Genomic DNA, 14654 nt, shown 5'->3' with positions numbered 1-14654 from the left:
ATGTTACAATCTAAAAGATTCAGAAGCAAATATTAACTTTCCACTCAAATACTCCGCGAATGACAGATTTACAAAAGCAAAAACTCTCTCATTTTTTCAATGTCCTGGACTATAATGGGAATGAGATTCTGGAACAGGATGATTTCGAAAGAGTGGGTAACACGGTAAGTACCATTATCGGGTATAGAGAGAATTCTCGTGAGCGTTTATTACTGAGACTTAAAGCTCACGGATTATTCATTCAAATCTTGAAGGACATAGATAAAGTGGAAGCGGAAATTTCTTTAGAAGAGTGGCTGAAGTTTTTTGATGATGTGGTTCTTTCCCAACCGAATGATTATGTAAATCAATCGTCCACTTACTTATTCTCCTTATTTGATCAAGATGGTGATGGCCATATAGATGAAGGTGAGTATTTGGATATGTTTAAGGCATATGGCCTTTATATGTCAGTTGCAAAAAAGGCATTTGACTTATTGGATATAAATGGAGATGGTAAAATAAGTGGGGGAGAGCTGGTTAAGGCGTTTGAAGATTTCTTTCATTCTTCGGATGCTGATGCTGCTGGTAATTGGATTTTTGGAGATTGGAGTAAATCTACAGAAGAATAGATACGCACCAACCTGTGATCAGTGCGCATCATTACCTATCAATTTTTGTTAATCAATTCTAGCGTTTTCGTTAATTCTGGGTCATTTCCACTAACGAGATCTTTCCAACTCTTTTCAACATAAACATCAGGTACAATTCCACCATCTTTTGCCTCTCCCGATACAGGTGGAACAAACATATTGATCACTGGAATATCAATTTCTACTCTCGTATTTGGTAGTCTGAGAAAGAACATAAAGCTTCCGTTAGTTCCCAATTGATTCCCACCTGTTTCTTGACCGACCAACGTTACACCTTCAACTTGTTTTGCATATGCAGCCATAAGATGAGTTGCAGAGCTGTTGGAAGCACCTGTGAGGAGAAAAACTTTCCCTTTGTAACCATTCTTTTTGGGTTTGTATGTTTTACCAGCTACGGTGTATTTTGGTTTGAGCATGTATTTGCCATCCTTTTTCTTACCTACTTTTCCGTTGAAGTCATAAGGAAATTTCGCCCAGGTATTCATGTGTTTTTTGAATTCCTCCGGGATGGATAAGTATCTAACGGAGGATTGCATGGCAGGAGCAGTAAAGGGCTTTTGAATAACCCTCTCGATAATGTATTCACCAACTTCTCCTTGCCCTCCTTCATTTTCGCGAATGTCTATGATTAGGTTAGGGGTTTGGTTGGTGTTTAATTCTTCAAAAGCCTCGTCAATGATCTTTTTCCAATCAAATTCATTTCTTTGCACGGCAAAAGATTTGATGGTCAAGATGCCAACCTCATCGTTTATGAGTTTGAAGTTCCAGCCGTCCCTCAAGCTTATTTCCAAGTTTTGATATCGCTCTTTTAGGGTTTTGGTTCGATTAGTTTTGGAGGTTGCTTTCACTGTTTCATGCAGAATCTTTCCAGATTGATTATCTCTAAGTTCAAGCTCAAATGTTTCTTTACTTCCAAATTCTAATGGAAAGAAGATGTCAAACAATGAAAACTTCTCTGTTCCTGCAAGAGATAGACGTTCGAGTTTCTTCTCATAATTATTTCCATCTGAAGTGACATATTGTGCTAAGGATGTTAGGATGATTTCTGTAGAGTTATCATTGATGGATAGAATTTCCAAGCCTTGTGTTAGCTTTTTATTTTCGGATGCATTCTTATCAATGAATAGTCTTTTGCCGATCCTTTTGAAAGTAAATGGCAGTTTATCAGGCTGGTAAAACATAGCTTTTTCTATGGTAGCTCCTTGGTTCCATGGGTTGGTGAATGTATGACTGCATTTGATTGTAGCTGCGAATTTTGAAACAGCTTTATAAGCATTTCTTAAATCGGGCTGAGCGATCATCTCGTCTTCTAGTAGTTGAAAATCGATTTGTAGAGAAACAGAATCTCTGTATTTGTAAATAGCAGGATGAACGTATTGAATGATCTTCTTTAAGACAGCTACATCTTCTTTTATTTGCTCTTCTGTGTATATGAGCTGCTTGAATTTACCTTCATCATAGTATTCAAATTCATTGAAAATATATGTCTTCGATATGGGCTCATCTTTAAACCATAAGATTCGATTGTCTGATCCTTCCAATTCCATTTGACCATCATTAACAAACTTGAATCTGAAATATCTATCTGAGCTATTGAAGACTATCTCAGCAGTATAAATTCCATCTCCATCTTCATCTAAAAGTGGGTATGCCTTTTCCCAGGAAAGGGGCTTAATATTTCCCTTAACTCCCACATTTTCTATATGATTTATCCTACTCATATCTACACTGATTGTGACCTTTCGCTCTTGAGCAAACAACGAGCAATTTGTGAGAGAAACACCTGCTAAAAAGATTATGGAAAGAGTTTTTGGGACAGAGGTCTTTAGTTTGATTTGACCTATGGGAATATGCATTAACCTTCTTCTTTTTATGACTTTGCTCAGCAAATGATCCAAGCCGAATCTTCCTGACCCCATCACGAGACTGTACGTGCTGACCCAGAGGAAGCCGGCAGCAGGGAGCATATTCCATAGTCCATTATCCCATTGTTGGAAAATGATAGCTGCCAGCATTGTACACATAATGAGGAATGAAGCGAAACGTGTTTTTAAGCCAAGCGCTAGTAATAGACCTCCAATAGTTTCACTTGCAGCCGCCATCCAGGCAAAGAAGTATGGAGCCACCGCAAATAACCCACCGAAGGTGGCAATGTCCTCTACAAACCACTCTGGTATTCCCAGAAAAGGTAGGTTGTTGGAAGACCATGGAACACCAAATTTGGATGCCCCAAAATCAAAGGCAAGTAGCAATCCACATACGATACGTGGAATAGATACCATTACATCTGCTAATCTATTTGACTGAGGATTTGTTTGTGTAAGTTTTTCAATAATGTTCATCATGAGTTTTGAATTTTAAATTGATGACTCAAAAATCGGGATGACGTATATCGAAAGCGTCTCAGATGGTGTGTATGGGGATCAATTCATGAATTGAGACCTGTTTTAAGTCATTGATTCAAGGTATTCTGAAGGAGATTGATTTTCTGATTTTTTGAAAGCTCGATTAAAAGTAGCCTTGCTGTTAAATCCTGCTTCGAATGCTAACCCCAGAAGTGATAGTGTCTTGTGCTTGTCTTCAAGGATAAGTCTTTTAGTTTCCTTTATGCGATAGGAGTTAATAAAGTCATTAAATCTAGACTCGAACCCCTGGTTGATAATATCAGACAATTCTTCCCTCGACATATCTAGTCTGCTGGCCAGACTAATCAATGTAAGTTCAGAGTCTAGGTAGGGTTTATGGTCTTCAAAATAATTATTGATTAATGCTTTCTTTTCTGAAAATTGATCCACCGATTCTTTTTTCACAGTTCGAGAAGGTTCATTTTTTGGGAGCTTAAATGTTCCGAAATCTACACTTTTAAGCTCTGAGATTTCAGTGAAAAACCCCTTGATACCTACATAAATAATGGTAATGCCGGATAATAAATAGAACCACCATTTTTGCTTCCAGCTCAAATCGATAATCATTTCGTTAACAACAATCTGAATACTATAGAATAAATACAAAAAACTATAAGCAAATAGAAAGTTTTGAAGCCACCTGAGCTCAAGGCGGTAGGTGTTGGCAAAGTAGTGTTTAATCTTTTCGCGAAAGGCAAAGAATATTTGAAAAGAGAATGCGAGATACAAAAGCATCTGAATCGTTCTGAAAAGAAACAGAAAAGGATTCAAAAACTTCCACTCAAACTGCATAACCATAGGCCCGTTCTGGACTTCATGAAACCCATCTTGTTGAGCATCATAAATCCAAACGAAAAGTTTGATGAGCATATAAATAAGCACTGGCGCAAAGTGCCAAAGATTAATGTCCTTAAGTTTGAAATCTGGCTGTATGATCGATTTAATGTAAAAGAAAAGGAGGGGAGCCAGCGCCAACGAAAGATCCACCAGGTAATAATTAATCTTCGTTGTTCTGTATGTGTCATACCAATCCATGAAGCCAATGGTGTAGGCGGTCTGGTGGTAGCAAGTGATTATCAGAATCAAACCCAACAATAGGTCAGATGTATTTCGTTGTTGATAATAGCGCTTAAAGAGTAGAAAACTGAAGATTAATCCTTGCGAAGAAAGAATTAAAAGAGAGGATCCATAAAGATTAAAAACAGGGAAGAGGAGGAGCATGCAGCTATTGAATGATTAGAGAATCAAATATATCTTTTTTCTGATTTTGGAAGGAGCGATTCGTTTAGATGGATGAAGTAGATATGAGTCCTTTACTTCTAAAACTTATACGTAAGAGTTATTGTTTATTGTAGACTTGCTTCTGGTTTTAATTGAGGTACTTGAAATATGTGTTGGTTTCTAATCAAAATACCCTTTAATTTTAAGTAAGAACTAGTAACCTCTCTCAATCAAACTCACAAAAAATGAAAGTATTGATCACATTTCTATGCACCATTTGTATCCTTTTTGGCGGTGTAGCCCAAACACCAGTTGAGACTCATGGTGCATTATCTGTAATGGGAAATCAAATAGTTAACAAGGATGGGCAAGCAGTTTCGTTCGCGGGAAATAGCTTGTTTTGGAGCAATACAGGTTGGGGAGGAGAAGATTTCTATAAACCTGCTGTAGTCGAGTGGCTACATGCTGATTGGAATACAACTATTGTTAGAGCAGCTATGGGAGTTGACGAAAATGGCGGATACCTTTCAGATGCCTCGAACAGCCAGAAAGTAAAGACCGTTGTTGATGCCGCTATTGATTTGGGTATTTATGTAATCATTGATTGGCACTCTCATCACGCAGAAGATTACGAAGAAGAGGCGATAGCGTTTTTTGAAGAGATGGCGACTCTTTACGGGGATAATGAGCATGTGATTTATGAAATTTACAATGAGCCTTTGAATACAACATCATGGTCGAATTCAATCAAACCATATGCAGAAGCTGTTATTGCTGCGATTAGAGCTATTGATAATGATAACTTAATCATTGTAGGTACTTCTACTTGGTCACAAGATGTTGATATCGCTTCTAACAATCCGATAATGGGTTATTCCAATATTGCTTATACACTGCATTTCTATGCTGGGACACATGGTCAATCGCTGAGAAATAAAGCTCAGGTAGCATTAAATAATGGAATAGCGCTCATGGTTACTGAATGGGGAGCTGTCAATGCAAATGGTGATGGTAGTGTAGATGCATCTGAAACACAGCTTTGGATGGACTTTCTTCAAGAAAACAATATCAGTCATTGTAATTGGGCTCTCAATGATAAAAATGAAGGAGCATCTGCTTTAAGACCGGGTTCAAATACTAATGGGAATTGGTCAGCCAATGATTTGACCACATCAGGAAATATGGTAAGAAATATTGTCTACAATTGGGATAGGGATCCAAACCTGATTACTGGTGTGGGTGCTGATACAGAAGCATTTAGTTTTAAATTATATCCGAATCCTGCGCGAGGTGTGACATATCTCAGTTTAAGTAATAACCAGCAGATTTTATCAATTTCCATTACCGATATTTCAGGTTCTGAGTTATCCAAGGTGGACAACTCAACAAGAAAACTGGATCTAAGTAAAATGAATTCAGGAGTTTATTTTGTTACTATCGAAACTGAATTAGGGAAATTAACTAAGCGTTTGATAAAAGAATAAGTCTAAATATGTTTGAAATAGAGGTTTAACCGCTGTAAAAACAAGTCTTTGATAGATCTTACCTAAAGAGTAGTTTACTTTTATCTATTTAATATCCTTCAAAAAATGAACTAGTTCATCTTCTTCCCAAAAACCAACCTTTTTGTGAAAGTCTCTTGATTTTGTGTCTGTTAACCAGGTATCTGAACCAATTTGTCTACAACCCCTTTCCTTGCACCACTTCTCTCCAAGTTGAACGAACTCTTTTGCTATTCCTAGTTTTCTAAATTCTTGTTCTACAAATATTCCTTCCAGATATCCTGTAGGTGTTTTTTCTGCTCCTTCAACATAGTCAGTCCTAATTGAGAAAATAGAAAATCCAGCTCTTTTTCCGTAAGCTCGCGCAATCCAAATTTTTTGATTGTTTGACTTACTGGTTTTAATCAATAATTCTTTCAGAGCATCTTCATCAAAACCTGTCCAGAGCTTTTGACTCATGTGCAGAAGTGAATCGAAATCAGAATCTTCAAATTCATAATAAGCTATTGATTCTGCCATTTGCTTCTAGACTTATTTAGTTTCTTCTAAAATAGCGGATTTGTAAATCAGTTTCAAGCTGTAGTCTGAGGTTCGAATTTGCTAAAACCATGGTATGATGAAGGTGACCATCTGGATAAACTATATGAACATTTTCGCCATTTGTGAGAGGTAGCGATTACTCAGTCCATAAGATTTTGAACTTGTTCCAGTGGAAACTTCTTTCCTCCACTATCTACGCGCCACAATGAATCATTTTCTATCAATAAGCCTTCACTTATCCCAGCAGAATGATCTACATCTACCCGGATAACTTTGCCTTCATAATCTGATCCGATATGCTCCGCTAATGTATGCCCAATCGCTATTCTGTCAACATTAAATTCTTTCAAAACACTCGTTACGTGCTTATCTGTCGCTTTTTCACCAATATTATGTGCACTCATATCCTGAGCTAAATTTCGATAGAATATAACTCCAGTAGCGTCATGTATCACACTGCCGTCCACTGTTCTCCGAATTACGTCACCGGTGAAAAAGTTTTTTCCTGCTTCTTCATCAATAGATTGCAATGTTGAGTGTGAGTTTAATACCATAGGCGAAACACCACCATGGACAAATAGCGTACTGCCAATTTTAATCATGACAGGTTTACTTCTTAGCCAGCGTCCGAGTTCTGAATTCTCCGACCATAGCTCCTGTTGGGACATTCCTGAAACTCGATAGGTTCCATAATATTTAGGAGCGACTGATTTTGTCCTTCCATCTAACAAGTAGCGTTCATGATTCCCCAAGACATAATGTATGTTCCCACCAGCTCTTTTTGCCTCAGCTTCTAATTTGTAAAGCAGCCACAATAAAGGAACCACATTATTGCCCCGATCCACCATGTCACCGATTAGCACTAAATGACCTGCTCCATAACTCCAATTTAGAGAGTCGTCTATTACATGGTTTGCGCGCAATAAATTGACCATGACGTCAAATTCACCCTCTAAGTCTGAAATGGCAAACAGACGTTCAGGACTAGGAATGTTTAATGCTGAGCGTTGATAGCTGTTTCGAAGTGGAACTATAAACCGAGTGCCTTTAGCATTATCTACAATCACCTCAATTTCATTTGTTACATCCTTTTTAAGCGCTTTTGAAGGCATGTTGCCATCTCCATGAATATAGAGAGCAAAGCGGCTCGCTCCTTCATTCAACACATATGGACCATCTCTACGCACTGGGATATTTGGGTATCCGAGGAATAGCCACTCTGATGTTGCTCCAGAATAACCTAAATATCGCCCATCAGCCACTCGTATTCCGACTCCTTTGACTCGACTAATTAATGCGACAGATATGATGGCTATAAGTAATATACTAGCAATAGCGAATAACAGTTTTTTCAAAATCCTCATTTCTTTTTCCAGTATCTATTTCACACAATGATAAGTCATTATTATGTAATGCATAGTACTATGTATAAAATATTTATGGGTAGCTAGATATACGTTGATTTATGAATCCTTGTATACAGGTTAGACGTTTTTTTTTATTTGATCTGGGTATGAATGTGATCATCATGTCTTACTGACTGACATCCATGAAATCTGATATTGTCGTATTTATTGAGCTTCCATCTCTGTTTCAAATGCGGTTCAATGAAAATTTTAGAAGTCAATTCGTCCTCAGCCAATAGCCTGATGAGTTCTCTTGTTCGATCGATATCAAGTTTGTATCTGTTTTTATTCCATTGCGGTACAATTGAGGATAAGAGATCATATTGCCAATAGCCACTTTGTTTACAGTCAGTTGGATAGTCAGATTCTCCATTTCTTGGATCTTCATATACTCCATATCCAATAAAGCTGGGTGCTTTGTTAGTTCGTTTGTGATCAATATTGTAGAAGAATGCTAAATCAAGTTTCTTTCCATCATTGTGGCTCAAATGAGGAAACAAGGGAAATTCATTAACAAAGGGAAAATTGGCATCAAGATATTTAGTGGAAGTGCCTTTAAATTTAGCCGCTAGTTTGTCGCAGATAGTTTCCATTTGATTTTTCAATTCTGGAGTTGCATAGTGCCTGTTGAGCAAACAAGTTCCGAAGTTGAGAGGTCGCAAGTTTCCAGTTAAGGGTAGGGCAGTCCTTCCGAAAATTGGTGCAATTAGTGGAATTACTAAAAAAGTTGATAACACATAAATCCCGAGAAATATTGCTATTGAAGCTGCTCGTGAGAGTTTGAGAGTAAGTGCTAGAATAAGGACTAGAAAGTAGATAATTCCTCCTACTTGAGTCGAAACTGTTAGAAGTAGAATTAAACCTAGGTGAAGTAGAAAAAAGAGAGGTTTTTTCAAGTTGCTCAAATTACATCTAGCGTCCAACTATCATCCGTAAGTTGAACTTTTCAAATATCTATTAAAAGTACCTGTTACTATAAGCCTTTGCAAATAGCCCAGTTAGCTTATGGATAATAGTGTTTGTTAGATGCTTTTGACATAAACCCTTGAGTTCGGTGAAATTTTATAAACCGAATTTAAATAAGGTATCGGTTCGCATGAAACAAACCATGCCTAAGGCAATGAAGTACATATGTTATGGTATATTTATTTTACCTCTCATACTTTGATACATCTCGATGCTGCCAAAGTATATTCATGATTTCCCACTTATTATCTAGTTTTATTAAGTGTAAATATTCAACCCAATTGTCAGAGAAAATTTTTACAGTAGCAATGCGATTATAGATATCAAGAATCTCAATTGTATTGGTTGGATTTTTTGGAAATCTATTTCCGGATCTATTCCAACTTCTTGCGAATTCGATCATTTGCTTTTTACTAGTAGCTCTTCCATATTCTTTGGCTCTGATTCTATTATAGTCAATAGTTATCTTGTTGAGATTATCATTTAAAACCGTATCCATAAGTTTGGGTTTCATCTTTTCAAGTGCTATTAAATAACCTAAAGATCTTTTCTTTATTTCGAGTGAATCCTCTTTAGAAGCGATTGGACTTACTTTTATCGAAGTATTTGAATCTGCATCTTCCTTTATTGAAGCATTTGAATATATATTTTCAGTGCGGAGAAGTTTATTTTCAGCATCGTAAAGCTTAAGCTTTATATTGTTTCCTAGTCTATCATATAACTTTTCACCAACAGCATAATTCCATTGATTCATAGCTAAGTTGTCTTCTTTATCGTGATAGGTATATTTTATATGACTTCCAATTTCATCATATGTGTCTTGATAAGATGCTATTCCATGCTTATTTTCTGTAATCTCTAGTTGTTCATTCAAGTTATAATGCCCTTTTGGAATTCCATTTTCATCCAGCACTATTCCAGTAATGCCAAATGGGAAATAGGGTGATATGTTTACTAAATTTCCTTTTAAATTATACCGTTTCTCTACAATGTATTTTGATGTTTGTTGCCATTGATATTCAGCTATTTTCCAATTAGACTTCATAGGTTTATCGTCTAAGTCGTAAAAATTGAGTTGTTTTTTTACATTGTTTTCATCATATATGTAAACTTCTTTATATACTTTTCTATCATTTCTGGTTCTTGTGTTATCAGCGTTATAAAACGTTCTAATTTCTTTGGCATCTTCATATGAAAAAACAACCTTATGTGAGCCTATTGAAGCTAGAGGGTGTTTTTTTTCTGTATGATAGTGATTATTTATTATTTCAGACATTCTACCATTCATATCATATTTAAAAATGTAGTGAGAGGTTTTACTAGCAGTATTACCATCTATAGGATGAGTCCCTACTAGCTCAATAAATGGGGAAACATGATTGTATCTTAGATGTCTAAAGTATTTGATATTTTGGGCAATAGATGAAAGACTGAGCCCAAAAAATAATAATAGTGTTATATTTTTCATTGTTACTGTTTATTTAAAATGTGTTGATTTCACAAAATTTTCAATAGCATTTAGCCTAGTTTATTTATTTCGCTTGGCGATACATTGAGGGATCTTTACTTCAAAAAGTATAGATTGATTGTTATAGCTAATTTGAATGCTTTACAATTGAGTTTTAATGGATTAACACCAAACAAACATGAGCTTAAAAGCCTTGAATAGGTGTTGTCAGGTTTAGTCCTTTTACTCTGCTAGTAAAAAATTTGATATTTTTCTTGCAATAGACAAGGCATATATATCTTGCGTATTACTAAGTACAATGATTGTAATTTCTTTTTTAGGATACATCCATAGGTCTGAAACAAACAAATTACCCCCACCATCGTGACGAACTAGTTTATTGTCTAAATCATTGTTTTCAATCCACCAGCCATATCCATAATTAGCACGTCCATCGTTATATTCAAAATGAGGATACAAATAGTTAGATGTTGTTGCCTCATCAAGTACTGTATGGTCTCGTATCGCTTGGCTCCAAAGTAACATGTCACTGGCACTTGATAGAATACCTCCATTTCCTTTGAGATTAAGGTACGGCCCTTGTTCACTCCAATTCTCTTCATTAGGTTTTTTAGCTTCAGCACCTTCTGAATAACCGTTTGCAACTTCATTAGTACCCCAATTTGGAATTACATAACCCGTATGATTCATTTTAGAGGGTTTAAAAATGGCTGCATTTAAAAAGGTTTCATAATCCATTTCGCTCACTTTTTCAATGATTAAAGTAAGTAAGCTATATCCTACATTAGAATAATTAAATGCTGTGCCAACAGGATTTATCAGTTCACTACTAAATACTTGGTTTAGAAACGCTGCTTCTGTAATGGCATCATAATCATCTCCTATCTCACCAACTAAACCAGAAGAATGAGTGAGTAACTGATGAATGGTGATGTTTTTTTTGTCGTCTGGAACAGTGGGAAAGTATTTTGATAGCTTGTCATCAAGAGAAACTTTGTTTTGCATGGATAATTTTAGAATTCCGGCAGCAGTAAACTGTTTTGTAATAGAGCAAATACTAAAAACAGTATTTATATCATTGAGTCCATTCTCTTGACTATTTTTTCTTCCATAGGCTTTGTTAAATAGGATACTGTCATTTTGTGCGACTAAAACAACTCCTGAAAATCCTCGTGCCGTAAGGTTCTCGTCAATGGTAGCTAGATCATCAATTCTAATTTCTGCCTTTTCCTTACGAACTGCTTTTACTGTTCCTTGAGGTTGTATTAGAAATAATTCATTAAAAACGCCATTTTCTGAGTTCTTAAATTCTACTTTAAATTCTTCTTCTCCCCCTAAGGAAAATTGGTGTTCTCCAATTGCAATTAATTCAAATTCTCCTTCTCCTGTTAAGAAAAAATAGAGTTGATTATCATTCTCTTCTGCTTTTGTATAAATACTTATTGTAACTCCTATTGCTTCATACACATACTCACCAACATATTGTTTAAAAGTGGTAACCGTATTTGCATAGGTTATTTTCGATTGACTATTTGTACAACTAAAAATTAATGACACCAATAGAAGTAATAATATGGAATTTACTCTCTTCATGATTTTGTTTTTTTTGATTTACCTACTGCGAATGTAGGTTTCACAACAAAATGAAAAGTTGATTTCGAGATGGAAGAAGTCCTGAAACGAATGAATTTCTCGAATTAGGACGCTTTTTTAAGCTTTCTAAAGGTTCCTGGAGACATTCCTAAACTGGAATTAAATGTTTTGTAGAAAGCACTTTTAGATTTGAAACCTGCTTCCATTCCAATAGCGTCGACGGAATATTTATTAAACACCGGATTGTGTAGTATATCCTGAGCAGCCTTAACTCGGTATTCATTTACAAACTGAACAACGCTTTTATTGGTTTCTTGGTTTATAATCTGAGATAAATAGCTTTCATTTGTTCCCAATCTGATTGCCAAATCTGACCTACTTAAAAAAGGATCTTTGAATAATTCTTCCTCATCCATTAACGCATATAGCTGCATAACAATTTTAGAAACGGTGGTTTCATTTATTGTTCTTTTGGTCCTTGTGTTAATTCCTTTTTTAGAAGCTAAATAGTGATGTATTTCATCTTTTTGAACTATTATTTGTAGTTTGAATACGCCATAGTATAATATCCACCAAGATAAAAGCGATAGGAGAATTCTCAAGAAATCTGCACCATATTCCGACTCAGAAAAACCGATCTCTATATTGGCTAAAAGCCAACAAGCAATAATACAGATAATGAAAAAGTTTAATTTTAGTAACCACCTTTTTTTCTCTTTTGAGATCGTGTACGATTGTTTTACTAAATGCCTTCCCCAAAAGATTAAGAACAAGTTGTAGCCAAACACTGTAGTGAGCTTAATGTAGTCTACTACTAAGGCAAAATCTGAATCGTAAAGATGGAAAACAGTATCTAGATGAAGAATAATTTCTATGATAACAGAGCTAATGAATGGAGCGTAAAGCCACTTATACCATTTTGCTTTTAGATACTTATGTTCAATTTGGATGAGAAAGTAGGTGAATAGCGTAGCAGCAACAAGATATTCTGACATTATAAGACCTAGAAAATCTAAAATGGGATCTTCTTTATCATACCAGCTACCTAGAAAAGTTAAACTTATTAACAGGAATAATGATAGAGAAAGATAGTTGTTTGCTCGACTTTTATAAAAAGACGTAGTTACCAACGCAAGGCATAAGAAATATCCTAAAACTCCACTGATAAGAGTGATAAAATTTAATATGGTTTCATCCAATTTTCAGGAGAGTTAATTGTGTAAGGATTGACCAAAGTTATGATTACTTTCTCTCTTTGGAATAGGGAAAAATTGTTTTACTAAGAAATGCGGTTTTCTCAGTAAAATGAAATAAGACCATCTGATAAAACAAAATAACCACCGGAAGCAATCCATTCTTATTAGTCATATTGTAAGGATGAGTGTTTGACTAGAATGGTTGCCTGACTACATTTATTTAAGCTTGATTCACTACAATACCAGCTCAAGGCAAGAATAGGTTTAGAATACCCTATTAATCTAAGAATGAAGAAAATAGATTATACAGATAGAAAAGGGTTGTTAAATGTTTCTTTCGCTTAACAATAATAAGCTCACGCTTGTAAGAGACATAGATCACATGCTTTCAGTTTTGATAATCGAGTAAGACAATCCGATTAAGTCAATATTTCCTTACACTTTTCCTTTCAACTTTTCTTTTTAAAGAATTGGTCAAATTCAGGTTTCACATTTATTAGTCCGAAATAGAGTTCATTAGTCTAATTGTAACGCATGGTTACGCATAAGTAAGACTAACACATCCTTTTCTTTGTACTTTAGTTTGTCGCTACAAAGCCTCAAACTCTTTCCGTTTGCCTTCAAACCACTCTTGCATTTTTTCTGGGGATTTCATGAGTTCCTGCATTTCGCCCATGGCCTTTAAGTGAGCTTCGTCTCCTTTTTGATACATTTCCATACCATGTTGCTTACTTTGTTCAGCCATTTCTTCAAATGTATCAGCACGGAATTCTAAATCACAAGCTCCTCCTAGTTGGTTACATGTCATTGTCTTCATTTTCTGTCTTATTTTGTTGTTGATATTGATTGATAACTTGATTAGCCAGGAATTCTGCCAGCTGGTTGAATACTGATCCCCACCCGTTGTATACACCCATTTTTTCTTGCTGAAGCTTATACTCTTCTGTAGGATGTATGACGTTGAATGTAAAGTCTGTTTGATTGCCATTCGCTTCTAACAATACTTCCATCGTCACGCCTTCTGTCATAGGTAGGAAGTTGGCTGTTGTTACAAGTTTATTTGGCTCATTGATTTCCTGATATTCTCCTTCAGCAATGAAGTCATGTCCATTTGGCATAGCCATAATGTATTTCCATTTTCCACCGACTTTAAATTCATGAAACACAATGTCTGTTTCCATTCCTTTCGGCCCCCACCATTTCACAATATGTTCTGCTTGAGTCCATGCTTTCCAGACAAGCGCTATGGGAGCATCGAATGTGCGTTGGATAGTGATGGTTCTATTTTGTGCGTCGTTTGTCTGTGACATCTGTTGATGGTTTTGCCTTTAATTTCATTAAATAATCTTCGAAAGAGTCAATACGATCTTCCCATAGCTTACGATATTGCTCAATCCACAGAAATGCTGGAACGAGACTGGCCGGTTGAATTTTACAAAACCGTTCACGCCCTTGTTGAGAGACTTCAACTAATCCGCACTCTTGTAATACCTTGATTTGTTGAGAAATGGCCGGCCTGCTTATTTCAAACTGATCAGCCAAAGCATTCAAATTCATAGGCTCTTCAGAGAGTAAGCTGATGATCTCCCGTCTGGTGGGATCAGCAATTGCTTGAAATACGTCTCGTCTTGCACTCATGTTAAACATGTAAGTATTTGCTTACAAATATATACGTAAGCATTCACTTACACAAATGGACGTAAAAGAACCGTTTCGAAAACCTTA

13 protein-coding genes are annotated in these 14654 nt (G+C 35.9%); 2 read left to right on the top strand and 11 right to left on the bottom strand.

Annotated elements, in window-relative coordinates:
* Positions 1 to 59: 59 nt before the first annotated feature.
* Positions 60 to 611 (top strand): EF-hand domain-containing protein, encoded by a 552-nt coding sequence (locus ABJQ32_04890; GenBank protein MEP5288962.1) that lies wholly within the window; start codon positions 60 to 62, stop codon positions 609 to 611.
* 38 nt (positions 612 to 649) lie between these two features.
* On the opposite strand, the gene ABJQ32_04885 is transcribed toward ABJQ32_04890, so the two are convergent.
* Positions 650 to 2977 carry a S41 family peptidase gene (locus tag ABJQ32_04885; GenBank protein MEP5288961.1) on the bottom strand — a complete coding sequence of 776 codons (2328 nt, stop codon included), beginning with the start codon at positions 2975 to 2977 and terminating at the stop codon, positions 650 to 652.
* A 102-nt stretch (positions 2978 to 3079) separates the two neighbouring features.
* Positions 3080 to 4258, bottom strand: a complete 1179-nt coding sequence (locus ABJQ32_04880) for a helix-turn-helix domain-containing protein (protein MEP5288960.1) — start codon at positions 4256 to 4258, stop codon at positions 3080 to 3082.
* Between the two features lie 245 nt (positions 4259 to 4503).
* Here ABJQ32_04880 and ABJQ32_04875 point away from each other — a divergent pair, with 245 nt between their 5' ends.
* Complete coding sequence (locus tag ABJQ32_04875; GenBank protein ID MEP5288959.1) at positions 4504 to 5742, top strand: cellulase family glycosylhydrolase; 1239 nt, start codon at positions 4504 to 4506, stop codon at positions 5740 to 5742.
* An 84-nt stretch (positions 5743 to 5826) separates the two neighbouring features.
* On the opposite strand, the gene ABJQ32_04870 is transcribed toward ABJQ32_04875, so the two are convergent.
* The 9 genes from ABJQ32_04870 to ABJQ32_04830 all read right to left on the bottom strand — a co-directional run bounded on the left by ABJQ32_04870 (position 5827) and on the right by ABJQ32_04830 (position 14567).
* A complete protein-coding gene (locus tag ABJQ32_04870; GenBank protein ID MEP5288958.1) occupies positions 5827 to 6279 on the bottom strand; it encodes a GNAT family N-acetyltransferase in 453 nt (150 codons plus the stop codon).
* A gap of 161 nt (positions 6280 to 6440) precedes the next feature.
* The gene (locus tag ABJQ32_04865) at positions 6441 to 7655 is read right to left on the bottom strand and encodes a metallophosphoesterase (GenBank protein ID MEP5288957.1); all 1215 of its coding nucleotides are present in this window, start codon (positions 7653 to 7655) and stop codon (positions 6441 to 6443) included.
* A 143-nt stretch (positions 7656 to 7798) separates the two neighbouring features.
* Complete coding sequence (locus ABJQ32_04860; protein ID MEP5288956.1) at positions 7799 to 8602, bottom strand: hypothetical protein; 804 nt, start codon at positions 8600 to 8602, stop codon at positions 7799 to 7801.
* Positions 8603 to 8856: 254 nt separating this feature from the next.
* Positions 8857 to 10140, bottom strand: coding sequence for a nuclear transport factor 2 family protein (locus ABJQ32_04855; GenBank protein MEP5288955.1), 1284 nt, complete (start codon positions 10138 to 10140; stop codon positions 8857 to 8859).
* Positions 10141 to 10362: 222 nt separating this feature from the next.
* Positions 10363 to 11733 carry a serine hydrolase domain-containing protein gene (locus ABJQ32_04850; protein MEP5288954.1) on the bottom strand — a complete coding sequence of 457 codons (1371 nt, stop codon included), beginning with the start codon at positions 11731 to 11733 and terminating at the stop codon, positions 10363 to 10365.
* A gap of 104 nt (positions 11734 to 11837) precedes the next feature.
* Positions 11838 to 12728, bottom strand: coding sequence for a helix-turn-helix domain-containing protein (locus ABJQ32_04845; protein ID MEP5288953.1), 891 nt, complete (start codon positions 12726 to 12728; stop codon positions 11838 to 11840).
* A gap of 790 nt (positions 12729 to 13518) precedes the next feature.
* On the bottom strand, positions 13519 to 13746 hold the full coding sequence (locus ABJQ32_04840) for a hypothetical protein (GenBank protein MEP5288952.1): 228 nt from the start codon (positions 13744 to 13746) through the stop codon (positions 13519 to 13521).
* Positions 13727 to 14239, bottom strand: coding sequence for an SRPBCC domain-containing protein (locus ABJQ32_04835; protein MEP5288951.1), 513 nt, complete (start codon positions 14237 to 14239; stop codon positions 13727 to 13729). The genes ABJQ32_04840 and ABJQ32_04835 overlap by 20 nt, the downstream gene beginning before the upstream one ends.
* On the bottom strand, positions 14211 to 14567 hold the full coding sequence (locus ABJQ32_04830) for a metalloregulator ArsR/SmtB family transcription factor (GenBank protein MEP5288950.1): 357 nt from the start codon (positions 14565 to 14567) through the stop codon (positions 14211 to 14213). Before ABJQ32_04830 ends, ABJQ32_04835 begins: the two co-directional genes overlap by 29 nt.
* Between the last annotated feature and the right edge of the window lie 87 nt (positions 14568 to 14654).

This window comes from Marinobacter alexandrii (genome assembly GCA_039984955.1).
GTDB lineage: Bacteria > Bacteroidota > Bacteroidia > Cytophagales > Cyclobacteriaceae > Ekhidna.
Note: the sequence above shows the minus strand (reverse complement) of the source record. Positions and strands in the feature narration are given on the sequence as shown.